Origin of the sequence: Nocardioides humi, from assembly GCF_006494775.1 — a bacterium.
Lineage (GTDB): Bacteria > Actinomycetota > Actinomycetes > Propionibacteriales > Nocardioidaceae > Nocardioides > Nocardioides humi.
In genome coordinates this window covers 1,574,104-1,588,608 of record NZ_CP041146.1, presented here as the reverse complement: position 1 = coordinate 1,588,608, position 14,505 = coordinate 1,574,104, and the positions used below count along the sequence as shown (strand labels likewise).

Genomic DNA, 14,505 nt, shown 5'->3' with positions numbered 1-14,505 from the left:
GCCGCGTCCTGGCCCGTCCCGGCGCGTCAGCCCGCGAACGGCACCAGCAGCCGGCGGAGCAGGCCGGCCAGCTCGGTCTGGTCCGACTCCGACAGTCCGGTCAGCAGCTCGCGCTCGGCGTCCAGCAGCGCGGCGAACGCGCCGTCGACGGCGTCCTTGCCCTCCGGCGTGAGCCGGACGAGCACGCCCCGGCGGTCCGAGGGGTCGGGGTGCCGCTCGACCAGGCCGCGGACGGTGAGCCGGTCGACCCGGTTGGTCATCGTCCCGCTGGTCACCAGCGTCTCGCGCAGCAGCCGGCCGGGGGAGAGCTCGTACGGCTCGCCGGCCCGGCGCAGCGCCGCCAGCACGTCGAACTCCCACGACTCGATGCCGTGGGTGGTGAACGCCTGCCGGCGGGCCCGGTCGACGTGGTGCGCCAGCCGGGAGATCCGGCTGAACACCGACACGGGACCGAGGTCGAGGTCGCCGCGCTCACGCGCCCACGCCTCGATCAGCTCGTCCACCTCGTCCCGCATGGCGCCACCTTATCCGACGAGTCGAGAATCTTGATATCAAGATAGGCTCGGCATAGGGTCGCCCCGTGAACCAGCGCACCGCCGACCTCGGCCCGGTCGCCCTGACCAGCCTCATCTGGGGTGACGTCGACGACCGGGACCGGCCGCTGGCCGTGCTCGTGCACGGGTTCCCCGACACCGCGCACACGTGGCGGCACCTCGGCCCGGCGCTCGCCGGCGCGGGCTACCGCGTCGTCGCGCCGTTCACCCGGGGCTACGCGCCCAGCGGCATCCCCGACGACGGCAGCTACCACGTCCCCGCGCTGATGCACGACGTGCTCGGCCTCCACCGCGCGTACGGCGGCGACCACCGGGCCGTGCTCGTCGGGCACGACTGGGGCGCGATCACCGCCAACGGCGTCGCGGCCTCGCCGGCCGCCCCGTTCGGAGCGATCGTGTCGCTGTCCGTACCTCCCTTCTCCGTGATGAGCCCGCGCCGTGACGACCTCCGGCACTGGCTGCGCATCCTGCCCCGTCAGGCCGGCCTGAGCTGGTACACGCTGTTCAACCAGCTGCCCCGCCTGCCCGAGCAGCGCTTCGACGCCCTGGTCGCCCACCTGTGGCGTCGTTGGTCCCCGGGCTACGACGCGACGGACGACCTCGCCCACCTCGCCGCCGCCGTACCCGACGACGCGCACAAGGCCGCCGCGATCGGCTACTACCGCGCCCAGCCGCGGATCCGGCAGCTCCCGGAGCGGTACCGGTCGCTGGCGCGTGACTGGACCCGCGAGCTCCGGGTGCCGCTGCTCTACCTGCACGGCGCCGACGACGGCTGCCTCGACGTGCGCTGGGCCGGACGGATCGGCGACCGCCTGCCGGCCGGCAGTCGCGTGGCCGTCGTCGACGGCGCCGGGCACTTCCTCCAGCTCGAGCGCCCGGACGTGGTCAACGCCCGCATCCTCGACCACTTCCGTGAAGGAGCACAGCCATGACCCTCGCCTGGGACCCCGACCGCTACCTGGCCTACGCGGACGAGCGTGGCCGCCCGTTCCTCGACCTCGTCGGCCGGGTCGCCGCCGCCGATCCACGCGTGGTGGTCGACCTCGGTTGTGGACCTGGCAATCTCACCTCCCTCCTCGCTGACCGCTGGCCGGGTGCGGCGGTCACCGGTGTCGATTCCAGTGACGCCATGATCCGCGCCGCCTCCGACAGTTCGGCCGCGGCACACGTGGCTTTCCACAGGGCCGACCTGCGCGACTGGCTGCGCGCCGCTCCGGCGGGCGGTGTCGACGTCCTCGTGTCCAACGCGACGCTGCAGTGGCTGCCCGAGCACCTCGACCTGCTCCCCGCGCTCGTGCGGGCGGTCGCCCCCGGCGGCCGGCTGGCCTTCCAGGTGCCGGGCAACCACGACGAGCCCAGTCACACGCTCCGGGCGGAGCTCGCCGCCGAGGCGCCGTACGCCGCCCACACGGCCGGCGTCGCCGCGCCGCGATCCCGCGACGCCGCGACCTACCTGCGGGCCCTCCAGGCGCTCGGCTGCGAGGTCGACGCCTGGGAGACGACCTACCTCCACGTGCTGCACGGCCCGGACCCGGTCTTCGCCTGGGTCTCGGGCACCGGCGCCCGCCCGACCCTGCAGGCGCTGCCCGACGACCTCCGCCCGCGGTTCGAGGAGGAGCTCAAGGCCCGGCTGCGCGCGGCGTACCCCGACGACGGGCACGGCGTCGTGCTGCCCTTCCGCCGCGTCTTCGTGGTCGCTCGCACCCCCGGCGAGGACCGCGCCTGAAAAGGGGCGCCGCCGGGGCCCCTCCCGTGGACCCCGGCGGCTGGTGCTCCCACCCGTGGTGGTGGTGTGTCGCCGGAGCGACTGCAGGTCCTGGGCCGTCGGCCCCGGACGACGGATCCGGCAGCACCCCCCAGATGCTTCGGACCCTGGCCGCTCCACCCCGCCCCCCAGCCGGATCGGATCGGCGCTGCAGTCGCCCCGGCTGCTCAGGGGGCGGCCCGGCCGCTCGGGTACCGCGACCGTCGCCGGGTGCGGTGGTCGACCGCGAGCGCCTGCTCGCGGCACAGGTCGATGATCGTCGCGATCACGATGGCGACGTGCCTCTTCCCACTCAGCCGGGCGAGCTCGACGATCCGCGTCGTGTACGGCGACCACGGGTCGGCGATCACCATCGCGACGTGGTGCCGCCACTCCGCGATCGTGCCGTGGGCGGCGATGTCGGCGAGCTCCTCGACGGAGTCGAGGGTCGGGACGGTCCAGGCCCGGTCGACGCCCTGCACGAGCAGCGCGTGCGCCGCCCGCAGGCAGGCGTGGTCGATCGCCTCGCTGCGCCGCGCTGTCCGCGGGTGGGCGGCGAGCCGCACCTCGAGCCCCGGGACGAGCATCCGGCGCAGCGCGGCGGTGGTCAGCGGCAGCCGTGAGTCCGTCTCGAGCGCGGTGCCGTAGCGGTGCTGCAGCCGCGCGAGCCGTTCGTGGCCGAGCTCGTCGGCGAGGCCGCCCAGCGCGGCATGGTCCTCGATGTCGCCGAACAGGGCGAGACCGAGCAGGTTCGCCGACGCGGCGCAGGCGGGCAGCGTGTGCGACAGGTCGGCGTGCTCCTCGAGGAGCGCCACCAGCCGGGCCCAGACGCCCAGGTCCTCGGGGCGCACCCGCCGGGTGCGGCCGAGGGCGCCGTCGACCACCGCGAGGAACAGCTCCTCGTGCGGTACGTCGGCAGCGCGCCGCACGTGCACGCTCTCCCGGAGCGTCGCGGTGCGGCGGGCGAGCGACCGCGGGCGCAGCTCGACGACGGGAGGCGCGATGCACGAGGTGACCGAGCGCGTCGTACTCATCTCTCTCCGTCCAGTGCCGGCCGACGGCCCGGGCGGGCAGTCACCGAACCGGACGGAGGAGGGACCGGAACATCACGCGATTTCGGGGACGAGTTCGAAAGTTTTCCGAATACGTGCATCATCGGAGGGGTTCGATCGTTGGAAGTACGCCGTGGAATGCTCTGCGGCACGACGTCAGCGCAGCAACACGGGAACGAACACGGGGGATCGGATGGGCGACGACGCGGCCCGCACGCCGGAGGAGGAGCTCCTCGTCCGAGCGCGCGCCGGCGACGCCGAGGCCTTCGAGGAGCTCTACCGCGAGCATCTCGACGGTGCCCGGCACCTCGCCCGGATCCTCGTCGGCTCCGAGGCGGCCGACGAGCTGGTCGCGGAGTCCTTCGCCCGGGTCCTCGGCCAGCTGCGCTCCGGCGGCGGCCCCACGTCGAGCTTCCGGTCCTATCTCCACGTCACGATCCGCAACGGCTACCGCGACGGCCTGCGCAGCCGCCGCGAGGCGGTGGCCTCGGACCAGCCGTGGCTCTTCGAGCAGGCGGAGAGCGCCGAGGTCACGCCGGAGGAGGCCGTCGAGGGGCTCGACGAGACCGTGGCCTCCGACGCGCTCGCGAGCCTCCCGGAGAGCTGGCAGAAGGTCCTGTGGCACGTCGAGGTCGAGGGCCGCAAGCCCGCCGAGGTCGCGACCCTGATGGACCTCAAGCCGCGCGCGGTCTCCTCGCTGGCGCACCGCGCCCGGGAGGGCCTCAAGCGCGCCTACCTCGACCTGCACGCCGGCCCCGAGCCGGCCCGCGACCAGTGCCGCTGGGTGCACACCCGGATGAGCCAGTACGCCCGCGGCGACCTCGGCGCCCGCGCCGAGCAGCGGTTCGGCGCCCATCTCGACGACTGCGCCGGCTGCCGCCAGGCGTTCCTCGTCGTCGACCGGGTCAACCAGAAGCTGGCCGTCCACGTCCTCCCGATCGTCCTCCTGGCCCTGCCCGCCGGCGGCAAGGGACTGGCGTGGCTCGCCGGCGGCGCGGCCGCGGGCGGCGCGACGGCCGGCGCCTCGGCCGGTACGTCGGGTGGTGCCTCGAGCGGTGCGTCCGGCGGCGCCGCCTCGGGCGGCGCGCCCGGGCCGGCCGTCGCGGTGGCCGCGGTCGTCGCCGTGGCGGCGGTCGCTGCCGGGGCCTTCGCGGCGTTCGGCGGCGACGAGCCCGAGCGCGCGCCGGCCGCCTCCTCGCGGCCGGTCGCCGAGGCCGGCGCAGCTGCGCCCGCCGACCCGGCGGATCCCGCCCCGGCCCGCCAGGCCGACCCGGCAGATCCGGCCGATCCGGTGCCGGCCGATCCCACCACGGCGAGTGCGTCACCGCAGGACGGGCAGGGCTCGTCACCGTCGAAGCCGCGATCGCCGGCGCCTGCGAAGACGCCGGACGATCCGCCGGCCACGCCCGCGGACCCGTCTGCCGGTTCGCCCGCCCCGCCGGCGTCGACGCCGCCGGCGGACGACCCGACCGCACCGCCCGTCACGCCGCCCCTCACGCCGCCGACCGACCCACCGCCGGCGACGCCGACCCCGATCCTCTGCGGCGATCGCCTGATCTGCGTCGGTCCCCTCAAGGTCACCCTTCCCAGTGACACCGAGCCCGGCGCGACGATCGAGATCAACCTGACCTGGCCACCGATCACGATCACGATCGGCCCGGACGGCGTGATGGTGGTCACCCGCCGTTAGCGCCGGAGGTTACTCGCGAGTAATCTGAGGTCCATGACCCAGGTCCACAGCCTCTGGAAGACCACGACGAGCCTCCCCGTCGTCGGCAGCACCCTCGGCAAGCGCGTGTTCTCGATCGCGTTCAGCCAGAAGGCGCCGTACTTCGCCACGATCCACCCGCGGGTGACCGAGCTGCGCCCCAACTACGCCGAGGTCGTCCTCCCGAAGCGCCGCAGCGTGCAGAACCACATCGGCACGGTGCACGCCATCGCGCTCTGCAACGGCCTCGAGATGGCGATGGGCGGACTCGCGGAGGTGACCATCCCCGGTGACAAGCGGTGGATCCCCAAGGGGATGACCGTGTCCTACACCGCCAAGGCGACCGGCGACGTGACCTGCATCGCCGAGACCGACCAGGAGCAGTGGGACACCGCCGAGGGCGACCTGCCGGTGCGGGTCCGCGGCGAGCTGGCCGACGGCACCGTCGTCATCCAGGGCACCATCGACCTGTGGGTGACCAGCAAGCGGTAGCCGGTCAGAGGATCTGCCCGGCGCCGCCCTGCCGCATCTCGCCGGTGACGGTGAGCGCGGTCATGCCGACGTCGAGCTGCTTGCGCTCGCCGACGAACCTCTTCTGGAGCCAGGTCGCGACGACCGTCAGCACGAGGTTGACCGCGATGTAGAGGAACGCCAGCACGATCGCGGTCTGCAGGTGGGTGCCGCTGAACTCGGTCCACATCGCCTTGCCGATGTAGGTCAGGCCGGGCGCGGTGATGTAGTAGCCGAGGCTGGTGTCCTTCAAGGCCACCACGCACTGGCTGATGATCGCCGGCAGCATGATCTTCACCGCCTGGGGCAGCAGCACCAGCGTCATCACCTGGGTCTTGCGCATCCCGATGGCGTACGCCGCCTCGGCCTGCCCCTTCGGCACCGCCAGGACGCCGGCGCGGAACACCTCCGCGAGCACCGAGCCGTTGTAGAGCGTCAGGGCGATGACCACGGACCAGTAGGCGCCGAAGCCGTCGCCGACGCCCCAGCTGAAGAAGACGAAGATCATCAGCAGCAGCACGGGCACGGCGCGGAAGAACTCCACGACCAGCGTGCAGAGCCACCGCACGGGCCGGTGGTCCGACAGCTTGCCGACGCCGAACACGACGCCGAAGATCACCGCGAAGATGACCGACGTGAACGCCATCTGCAGCGTCTTCAGCAGGCCGTCGACCAGCAGCGCCCGGATGTACTTCGGGGTGACGAACTGCTCCCACTTGCCGTAGGCCAGCTCTCCCTTCGAGTCGAGGAAGAGCACCAGGCCGACGACCGCGGCGAGGACGGCGAGACCGGTGAGGACGGTGTAGAGGCGGTGCCGCAGCACCGTCCGGGGCCCGGGGCTGTCGAAGAGGACGGAGCCGGTCATCAGCGGGCCGCCTTCCAGCGCCGCTCGAGGCCGACGGCCGCGAGCGAGATCAGCTCGACGAGGATGATGTAGCCGATGGCGAACACGATGAAGATCGCGATCGTGTCGTCGGCGTTGCGGTTGACGAAGTAGCGCATCCGGGCGGTGGCCTCCATCAGGCCGAAGACCGCGACCACCGAGGTGTTCTTGGTCATCGCGATCAGGGTGCTCGCCAGTGGCGGCACGGAGGCGCGGAAGGCCTGGGGCAGCACCACGTGGCGCATGTTCTGGCCGAAGGTCATGCCGACCGCCCGAGCCGCCTCGGCCTGCCCGAGGTCGACGGCGTTCACGCCCGAGCGGAGCGCCTCGGCGACGAAGGCCGCGGTGTAGAGACCGACCGCGACCACGCCCTTGACGAGGAAGGGCGTCCCGGTGAGCACGCCCAGGTTGGGCGCGGCGAAGAACACGAAGATGCAGATGACCAGGAGCGGTGTGTTGCGCACCAGGGTGACGTACGTCGACGCGACCCCGCGGAGCACCGCGATCGGTCCCACCCGCATCGCGGCCAGCGCGGTGCCGAGCACCATCGCGGTCAGGCCGGAGAGCACCGCCAGCTGGATGGTCAGCCAGAACGCCTTCAGCACCAGGTCGAAGTGGGAGAACACGTCGTCCACGAACGATCCCCTCCTCTCGGTCTACGTCGGTCGCCTCGGTCGGCGGGCCCGCTCCACCGACCACCGGCCCGGCACGCGGGGTGCCGGGCCGGCTCGGTCAGCGGGTCAGGAGCAGGCGTCCATCTCCGGCGGCTCCGGGGTGTCGACGCCGGACTTGCCCAGCGTGACCTCGAAGGCCTCGCCCCACTTGCCGTCGTCCTGCGCGGCCTTGAGGGTGTCGGTGATCCACTGGCACATCTCCGGGTGGTCGAGCGAGTAGCCCACGCCGTACCGCTCCTCGGAGAACGGGTCGACGACGACCTTCAGGTCGTCCGGGTGCTCCGCGGCGTACCCGAGCAGGATCGCGCCGTCGGTCGTCATCGCGTCGACGGTGCCGTTGAGGACCTGGTCGACGCACTCGGAGTAGGTGTCGAAGCCGCGCGGCGTGGCGCCCTCGGCCTCGATGTTGTCCAGGGACGTCGAGCCCGTCACCGAGCAGACCTCGGTGCCCTTGACGTCGGCGAGGCTCTCGATCGTGCTGTCCGACTTCACCAGGAGCTGCTGGCCGGTGACGTAGTAGGGGCCGGCCTGCCCGACGACCTTGCGCCGGTCGTCGGTGATGGAGTACGACGCGATGACCAGGTCGACCTCGCCCTGCTGGAGGAAGGACTCCCGGTTGGCGGAGATGGTCTCGACCCACTCGATCTTGTCGGCGTCGATGCCCAGGTCGGCGGCCAGGATCTTGCCGATCTCGGGGTCGAAGCCGGCGGGCCGGTCGTCGGTCGCGCCCTTGAACCCGATGCCGGGCTGGTCGAACTTCACGCCGATCTTGATCGTGCCGGCGTCGGCGAGCTCGCGCATGCGCGTGCCCTCGTCGAACTGCGAGGTGGCGTCGTCGCGGACGTCGACGTCGATGCCGCCGTCGTCGTCGCTGCCGGCGTCACCGCATGCGGCGAGGGTGGAGGCGACGAGAACGGCTGCCGCGGCAACCTTCAGTCTGGTCAATCGCATGCGTCTTCTCCTTCTCAGTGTTTGAGGATCTTTCCGAGGAAATCCTTGGCACGGTCGCTCTGGGGGCTGGTGAAGAACGTCTCGGGCTCGGCGGTCTCGATGATCCGGCCGTCGGCCATGAACACGACGCGGTTGGCGGCGGTGCGGGCGAAGCCCATCTCGTGGGTCACGACGACCATGGTCATCCCGCGCTCCGCGAGATCGACCATGACGTCGAGCACCTCCTTGATCATCTCCGGGTCCAGCGCCGAGGTCGGCTCGTCGAAGAGCATCACCTTCGGCTCCATCGCCAGTGCCCGGGCGATGGCGACGCGCTGCTGCTGGCCGCCGGACAGCTGGGCGGGGTACTTGTCCGCCTGGTGGCCGACGCCGACCCGGTCGAGGAGCTCGCGGGCGCGGGTCTCGGCCTCGGCCTTCGCCTTCCTGCGCACCTTGATCGGTCCCAGCGTGACGTTCTCCAGGATCGTCTTGTGCGCGAACAGGTTGAAGCTCTGGAACACCATGCCGACGTCGGCGCGGTGCCGGGCGAGCGCCTTGCCCTCCTGGGGGAGCGGCTCGCCGTCGACGAGGATCTGGCCGGAGTCGATCGGCTCCAGGCGGTTGATCGTGCGGCACAGCGTGGACTTCCCGGACCCGGACGGCCCGATCACCACGACGACCTCGCCGCGCGCCACCGAGAGGTTGATGTCCTGCAGGACGTGGAGCCCGCCGTACCACTTCTGCACGTCGGAGAGCTCGACCAGGGGCTCGCCGGAGCGCTGGGCGCTCTTGTCGGCCGGAGCGTCGTCGGTGACGGTCATACGCGTGGACGCTATCCCCGAGGAGCCCCTCCCGGCTAGGTCGACGTGCCGCCGAGACCAACTTGTGATGCCGCCGGCGCCGGCACCCGGGTCAGAGGATGTCGGGGAGGACGCTGAGCGCCAGGCCCACCAGCAGCGCGAGTACGGCGAGCAGGGCGGCCCTGCGCCGAGCCCTCGCCGAGGTCGCCCGGTCGGCGTCCGTGAGCGGGTCGAGCCCACGCTCCGCGCGCCAGCTCGTCTCCTCGCGATCCCACTGCTCGGGCGGGGTCGCGCTCCGCAGCATCGCGCCGAGCCCGAGGAGCAGCAGCGTGAACGCACCGCCGGCGACGGTGAGCACCGTGAGGATCGCCGAGACGCCGCGGGTGCCCGTGCCGAACATCAGGCCCGCGCCCATCCCGACCGAGGCGAGCAGGGCGATGATGCTCAGGACGCTGCCGATCACCTCGTTGTTGCGGGCGACGAAGCCGGGGGACGGTGCGGTCTCAGGCATGGCTCCACTCTAGGAGCGGGCATGTCGTCTACGCTCGATCGGTGCTCGGAGAGCGTGGCGCCGTGTTGACGGGCATCCGCCAGATCAAGCTTCCGGTTGGTGACCTCCAGGTCAGCGTCCGCTGGTACGCGCGGGTCCTCGGCCTGCGGCTCGTCGCGGAGCTCGCCGATCCCGACGGCACCCTGGTCCGGATCGTCACACCGCCGCAGGCGGGCCCGTTCGTCGGCGTGGTCAGCGGCCCGGACGGCTCTCCCTCCTTCTACGACACCCCACGGCTCCGCGTCGACCCGTGACGTCTCACGGGGCCACGCCTGCGCGCTCCACTGGTTTCCGCGATGAACCTCCCCGCTCGTACCCTTGAGCGGTCATGACCAGCACGCAGCAGCAGCCGAGGACCTACGAGGTCCGCACCTACGGCTGCCAGATGAACGTCCACGACTCCGAGCGCCTCTCGGGGCTCCTCGAGGACGCCGGCTACCTCCCGTTCGACAAGGACGCCGAGGGCGGGCGGGCCGACTGCGCCGACATCGTGGTGTTCAACACCTGCGCGGTCCGGGAGAACGCCGACAACCGTCTCTACGGCAACCTCGGCCACCTCGCGCCGATCAAGGCCAAGCGGCCGGGCATGCAGATCGCCGTCGGCGGCTGCATGGCGCAGAAGGACCGCGAGACCGTCGTGAAGCGGGCGCCGTGGGTGGACGTCGTGTTCGGCACCCACAACATCGGGTCGCTGCCGGCACTGCTCGACCGGGCGCGCAGCCAGGAGGAGGCGCAGGTCGAGATCCTGGAGTCCCTCGAGGTCTTCCCGTCGACGCTGCCGACCAAGCGGGAGTCGGCGTACGCCGCGTGGGTGTCGGTGAGCGTGGGCTGCAACAACACCTGCACGTTCTGCATCGTGCCGAGCCTGCGCGGCAAGGAGAAGGACCGGCGGCCCGGCGAGATCCTCGCCGAGATCGAGGCGCTGGTCGCCGAGGGCGTCTCGGAGATCACGCTGCTGGGCCAGAACGTCAACGCGTACGGCGTGGAGTTCGGCGACCGGCAGGCGTTCTCCAAGCTGCTGCGGGCCTGCGGCGAGATCGAGGGCCTGGAGCGGGTCCGGTTCACCAGCCCCCACCCGGCCGAGTTCACCGACGACGTCATCGAGGCCATGGCCGAGACGCCCAACGTGATGCCGAGCCTGCACATGCCGCTGCAGTCCGGCTCCTCGAAGGTCCTCAAGGACATGCGGCGGTCCTACCGGCGCGAGCGGTTCCTCGGGATCATCGAGCGGGTCCGCGCGGCCCTGCCCGACGCGGCGATCACGACCGACATCATCGTCGGTTTCCCCGGCGAGACCGAGGAGGACTTCCAGCAGACCCTCGAGGTCGTGCGGGAGGCCCGCTTCTCCGGGGCGTTCACGTTCCAGTACTCCAAGCGTCCCGGTACGCCGGCCGCGACCCTGCCCGACCAGGTGCCCCAGGCGGAGGTCACCGACCGCTACAACCGGCTCGTCGAGCTGGTCAACGAGATCACCTGGGCCGAGAACAAGCGGCTCGTCGGCCGCGAGCTGGAGCTGATGGTCGCCGAGGGCGAGGGCCGCAAGGACGCCGCCACCCGCCGCCTGTCGGGCCGCGCGCCCGACAACCGGCTGGTCCACTTCGAGGCCGACTTCTCCCAGGTCGACGGCGAGCCGCGGCCCGGCGACATGGTCACCGTCGAGGTCACCTACGCCGCCCCCCACCACCTGGTCGCCGACGGGCCGGTGCGCGCGCTGCGTCGTACCCGCTCCGGTGACGCGTGGGAGCGTCGTACCGCGGCCCCGGCCGCCGCGAGCGCGAGCGTCGGGCTGGGCATGCCGTCGATCGGCGTCCCCGCTCCGCTGCCGGACGCGCCCGTCTGCGGCTGACCGCTGCCGACGGCGGCGCTCAGCTTGGATTCACCGATTTCCCGCTGCTGCGCGTCACCATCCGGGCGCGCTGGCGGCGTCAGCGACGCTCGATGGTGCAACCAGACCGCCGTCGCGCCGCTGCCTTGCCATCGCACCCGCCTGGTGACGCTCGCGACGCGGCCCATCGGTGAATCCAAGCTGTCTCAGGCCGGCGACTCCCGTTCGGGAGGGACCTCCGGGTTGCCCTTGGTCGCCTCGGTGTCGGTGTCCTCGGGCGTGACCGTCTCGGCCGGGAGCTCCTCGTCGGTCGCCGGGTTGTCCTGGGGCCGGGGGTCTCGCGACTCGGTGCTGTAGGCGCCGTCGCCGCCGACCCCCTCGATCCGGTGCGGTCCGCCGGGGGGCGGGTCCGGGGGCTCGGCGACCGGCTCGGGTGCGGGAGGCAGCTTCTCGTCCATCTCTCTCCTCTCGAAGCGGGAGCACCTGGACGAGCGGTAACCGGTCGTGCCGGTTCCAGTCTCAGAACCCGTGGTGGGTCAGCGTGGGCAGCGCGCCGGAGCGCAGCCCCGCGAGGACGACGGCCTCGTGCGGGACCACGGGTGTGGGCAGGGCGGACAGCGGGAACCAGCGCAGGTCCGCGCACTTGGCCGGCTCCACGATCCGCGGTTCGCCGGACCAGGACCGGGCGGTGAAGAAGAAGTCGATGCGCTCGTCGATCGGCAGGTCGTGGGCGGTGCGCTGCATCGCGGTGGCGAAGACCAGGTCGAGATCGGCGACCGCGATCTCCTCCAGCGCCTCCCGCCGGGCCGCGGCCTCCGCGGTCTCGCCGCGCTCGACGTGCCCGGCCGCGGCGGCGGCCCAGTGGCCGTCCATGTAGCCGGTGTGCCGGCGCAGCTGGAGGAGCACCTCGGTGCCCGTGCCGTCCGGCGCCTCCCGCAGGAGGAAGACGTACGAGGCGGGGACGACCACGAACCGGCTGGCGCCGGTCGCGGGGTCCAGGACGGTCACCGAGGTGCTCGCTTCTGCCGGCGGGCGCCGGTCAGCTGATGTCGTCGTTCTTGCCGTCGAGCGAGTCGAGGGCGTCCTTCGCCTTCTCGGCGCCCAGCTCGATCTTGTCGTCGAACTTGCCGCCGGTCTTGTCCGAGGCGAAGCCGGCGGCCTTGTCCACCGCGTCGCCGATCTTGTCGCCCTGCTTGTCGACCGCGTCGGTCAACTTGTCCTTGGCGTCATCGAGAAAGCCCACGAGAACCCCCAACGGTGTGCGTGCGGTGACCCGCCTTGAGCCACCGGGCACACCCTAGAGGATCGAGGCTACGCGGGGGTGTCGTCGCCGGGCTGGTCGCTCTCCAGCTTGCCGAGGGCGTCCTTGGCCTTGCCGGTCGCGCCCTCGATCTTGTCGTGGTACTTGCCGCCCGTCTTGTCGTCGACGAAGCCGGCGGCCTTGTCGAGCCCGGACTCGATCTTGTCGCCGTGCTTGTCGACGGCCTCGCCCACCTTGTCGGTGACGGTGTCCTTGGCGCCCTTCAGCCTGTCCAGGAATCCCATGGTCTGCTCCTCGCGGTCCCGGCCCGAGTGGGCCGCTGGGTGTCGGTGCTTGCCAGAGTAGTGTCCTGTCCGGCTGACTCGCCGCCATCGTCGGCGCTTCAACCGGACAGGACACGAGGACCCATGCCCAGCCCGCCCACCACGCCTGCGATCGTGGCGATCGTCGGGCCGACGGCCAGTGGCAAGACGGCGCTCTCCCTCGACCTCGCCGAGGCGCTGGGGGGCGAGATCGTCAACACCGACGCGATGCAGGTCTACCGCGGCATGGACATCGGTACGGCGAAGCTGCCGCCCGCCGAGCGCCGCGGGATCCCGCACCACCTGCTCGACACGCTCGGGGTCCGCGACCCGGCCACGGTGGCGGAGTTCCAGGGCTGGGCGCGGGCCGCGATCGCCGACATCCGCGGGCGCGGCGCGACGCCGCTCCTCGTCGGCGGCTCGGCGCTCTACACCCGCGCCATCCTCGACCGGTTCGAGTTCCCCGGCACCGATCCGGCGGTCCGCGCCCGGCTGGAGGCCGAGCTCGCCGAGGCCGGCAGTCCGGCGCTCCACGCGCGCCTGCGGTCGCTGGACCCGGAGTCCGCCGAGCGGATCGAGATCGAGAACGGCCGCCGCGTCGTACGCGCCCTGGAGGTCATCGAGATCACCGGCCGGCCGTTCAGCGCGAGCCTCCCCGTCCAGGAGTACGCCGACCCGCGCACCGTGCAGCTCGGCGTCACCGTCGACCGGGCCGTCCTGGAGCGCCGGATCGAGGCGCGGGTGCGGCAGATGTTCGACGACGGCCTCCTCGCCGAGGTCGAGCGCCTCCTCGGCGAGGGCCTCGCGGAGGGCCGCACCGCCGCCCTGGCCATCGGCTACCGCCAGGCGAGGGCGGTCCTGGCCGGCGAGCTGACGCCCGACGAGGCGATCGAGCGGACGGTCATCGCGACCCGGCAGTTCGCCCGCCGGCAGCTGGCGTGGTGGCGCAACGACCCGCGCATCACCTGGCTGGCGTACGACGACCCGGACCGGGTCGCGAAGGCGCTCGCCGTGGTCCGGGGAATACCTGCCGGAACGGGGCGTTGGTGATCCTGTGACCACTCTGGGAATCATCGGCGCGGGGAACATCGGAAGCAACGTGGCCCGGGCGGCGATCGCCGCAGGCTACGACGTGGTGATCGCCAACTCTCGCGGGCCGGAGACGCTCGGCGACCTCGTCGCCGAGCTCGGCCCCCGGGCCCGGGCGGCGACCGCGGAGGAGGCGGGGCGGGCCGGCGACGTCGTGGTCGTGACGGTGCCGTTGCACGCCCTCGACAAGATCCCCGTCGAGCCGCTCGCGGGCAAGATCGTGCTCGACACGAACAACTACTACTTCGAGCGCGACGGGCACATCGAGGCGCTCGACCAGGGCGAGACGACGACCTCCGAGCTGGTGCAGCGCCACCTGCCCACGTCGAAGGTCGCCAAGGCGTTCAACCACATCGTCGCGACCCAGATCGTCACCGACGGCGCGCCCGCCGGCACCCCGGGCCGCCGGGCGCTGGCGACGGCGAGCGACCACGACGACGCGGTCGAGCTCGTCACCCGTCTCTACGACGAGCTCGGCTTCGACACCGTCAACATCGGCCCGCTGAGCGAGTCCTGGCGGGTCGAGCGCGACCGCCCGGCCTATGTCGTGGCCCAGGACGCCGAGGAGCTGCGCGCCAACCTCGCGATCGCCAACCGCCTTCCCTGAGGCGGCTTGCCCGACG

The 14,505-nt window shown here is 72.3% G+C and carries 19 protein-coding genes; 8 read left to right on the top strand and 11 right to left on the bottom strand.

The features are described 5' to 3' along the window. Positions 1-26: 26 nt before the first annotated feature. On the bottom strand, positions 27-515 hold the full coding sequence (locus FIV44_RS07835) for a MarR family winged helix-turn-helix transcriptional regulator (RefSeq protein ID WP_141003957.1): 489 nt from the start codon (positions 513-515) through the stop codon (positions 27-29). A 65-nt stretch (positions 516-580) separates the two neighbouring features. On the opposite strand from FIV44_RS07835, the gene FIV44_RS07830 reads away from it, so the two are divergent. Both FIV44_RS07830 and FIV44_RS07825 read left to right on the top strand, forming a co-directional pair. Further along, positions 581-1,486, top strand: coding sequence for an alpha/beta fold hydrolase (locus FIV44_RS07830; RefSeq protein ID WP_141003956.1), 906 nt, complete (start codon positions 581-583; stop codon positions 1,484-1,486). After that, positions 1,483-2,280: a methyltransferase domain-containing protein gene (locus tag FIV44_RS07825; protein WP_141003955.1), complete on the top strand. Its 798-nt coding sequence runs from the start codon at positions 1,483-1,485 to the stop codon at positions 2,278-2,280. The genes FIV44_RS07830 and FIV44_RS07825 overlap by 4 nt, the downstream gene beginning before the upstream one ends. Positions 2,281-2,486: 206 nt before the next feature. Here FIV44_RS07825 and FIV44_RS07820 read toward each other — a convergent pair whose 3' ends face one another. Further along, a complete protein-coding gene (locus FIV44_RS07820) occupies positions 2,487-3,332 on the bottom strand; it encodes a hypothetical protein (protein ID WP_141003954.1) in 846 nt (281 codons plus the stop codon). Between the two features lie 211 nt (positions 3,333-3,543). Here FIV44_RS07820 and FIV44_RS07815 point away from each other — a divergent pair, with 211 nt between their 5' ends. Both FIV44_RS07815 and FIV44_RS07810 read left to right on the top strand, forming a co-directional pair. Further along, positions 3,544-5,040, top strand: a complete 1,497-nt coding sequence (locus FIV44_RS07815; RefSeq protein WP_181411039.1) for a sigma-70 family RNA polymerase sigma factor — start codon at positions 3,544-3,546, stop codon at positions 5,038-5,040. Positions 5,041-5,073: 33 nt separating this feature from the next. Further along, a complete protein-coding gene (locus tag FIV44_RS07810; RefSeq protein ID WP_141003952.1) occupies positions 5,074-5,550 on the top strand; it encodes a hotdog fold domain-containing protein in 477 nt (158 codons plus the stop codon). A 4-nt stretch (positions 5,551-5,554) separates the two neighbouring features. Here FIV44_RS07810 and FIV44_RS07805 read toward each other — a convergent pair whose 3' ends face one another. From FIV44_RS07805 to FIV44_RS07785, 5 genes are all read right to left on the bottom strand, one after another. Beyond that, a complete protein-coding gene (locus tag FIV44_RS07805) occupies positions 5,555-6,433 on the bottom strand; it encodes an amino acid ABC transporter permease (RefSeq protein WP_141003951.1) in 879 nt (292 codons plus the stop codon). Further along, positions 6,433-7,086 (bottom strand): amino acid ABC transporter permease, encoded by a 654-nt coding sequence (locus FIV44_RS07800; RefSeq protein ID WP_141003950.1) that lies wholly within the window; start codon positions 7,084-7,086, stop codon positions 6,433-6,435. Before FIV44_RS07800 ends, FIV44_RS07805 begins: the two co-directional genes overlap by 1 nt. Positions 7,087-7,191: 105 nt before the next feature. After that, positions 7,192-8,076, bottom strand: a complete 885-nt coding sequence (locus tag FIV44_RS07795; protein ID WP_141003949.1) for a glutamate ABC transporter substrate-binding protein — start codon at positions 8,074-8,076, stop codon at positions 7,192-7,194. A gap of 14 nt (positions 8,077-8,090) precedes the next feature. Beyond that, on the bottom strand, positions 8,091-8,876 hold the full coding sequence (locus FIV44_RS07790) for an amino acid ABC transporter ATP-binding protein (protein ID WP_141003948.1): 786 nt from the start codon (positions 8,874-8,876) through the stop codon (positions 8,091-8,093). A 91-nt stretch (positions 8,877-8,967) separates the two neighbouring features. Beyond that, positions 8,968-9,366, bottom strand: coding sequence for a hypothetical protein (locus tag FIV44_RS07785; protein ID WP_141003947.1), 399 nt, complete (start codon positions 9,364-9,366; stop codon positions 8,968-8,970). A 41-nt stretch (positions 9,367-9,407) separates the two neighbouring features. Between FIV44_RS07785 and FIV44_RS07780 the strand changes: the two genes are divergently transcribed. Further along, positions 9,408-9,659 carry a VOC family protein gene (locus FIV44_RS07780; protein ID WP_141003946.1) on the top strand — a complete coding sequence of 84 codons (252 nt, stop codon included), beginning with the start codon at positions 9,408-9,410 and terminating at the stop codon, positions 9,657-9,659. 74 nt (positions 9,660-9,733) lie between these two features. Beyond that, entirely contained in the window at positions 9,734-11,251 is a 1,518-nt protein-coding gene (gene miaB, locus FIV44_RS07775; RefSeq protein WP_141003945.1) for a tRNA (N6-isopentenyl adenosine(37)-C2)-methylthiotransferase MiaB, read from the top strand. 185 nt (positions 11,252-11,436) lie between these two features. On the opposite strand, the gene FIV44_RS07770 is transcribed toward miaB, so the two are convergent. From FIV44_RS07770 to FIV44_RS07755, 4 genes are all read right to left on the bottom strand, one after another. After that, positions 11,437-11,688, bottom strand: a complete 252-nt coding sequence (locus FIV44_RS07770) for a hypothetical protein (protein WP_141003944.1) — start codon at positions 11,686-11,688, stop codon at positions 11,437-11,439. Positions 11,689-11,749: 61 nt separating this feature from the next. Further along, entirely contained in the window at positions 11,750-12,238 is a 489-nt protein-coding gene (locus tag FIV44_RS07765; protein WP_246086867.1) for an NUDIX domain-containing protein, read from the bottom strand. Positions 12,239-12,269: 31 nt separating this feature from the next. Continuing rightward, positions 12,270-12,473 (bottom strand): antitoxin, encoded by a 204-nt coding sequence (locus tag FIV44_RS07760; protein WP_141003943.1) that lies wholly within the window; start codon positions 12,471-12,473, stop codon positions 12,270-12,272. A gap of 68 nt (positions 12,474-12,541) precedes the next feature. Next, entirely contained in the window at positions 12,542-12,775 is a 234-nt protein-coding gene (locus FIV44_RS07755; protein WP_141003942.1) for an antitoxin, read from the bottom strand. A gap of 123 nt (positions 12,776-12,898) precedes the next feature. Between FIV44_RS07755 and miaA the strand changes: the two genes are divergently transcribed. Both miaA and FIV44_RS07745 read left to right on the top strand, forming a co-directional pair. After that, complete coding sequence (miaA, locus tag FIV44_RS07750) at positions 12,899-13,843, top strand: tRNA (adenosine(37)-N6)-dimethylallyltransferase MiaA (protein ID WP_141003941.1); 945 nt, start codon at positions 12,899-12,901, stop codon at positions 13,841-13,843. Between the two features lie 4 nt (positions 13,844-13,847). Next, complete coding sequence (locus FIV44_RS07745) at positions 13,848-14,489, top strand: NADPH-dependent F420 reductase (RefSeq protein WP_141003940.1); 642 nt, start codon at positions 13,848-13,850, stop codon at positions 14,487-14,489. Positions 14,490-14,505: the final 16 nt, after the last annotated feature.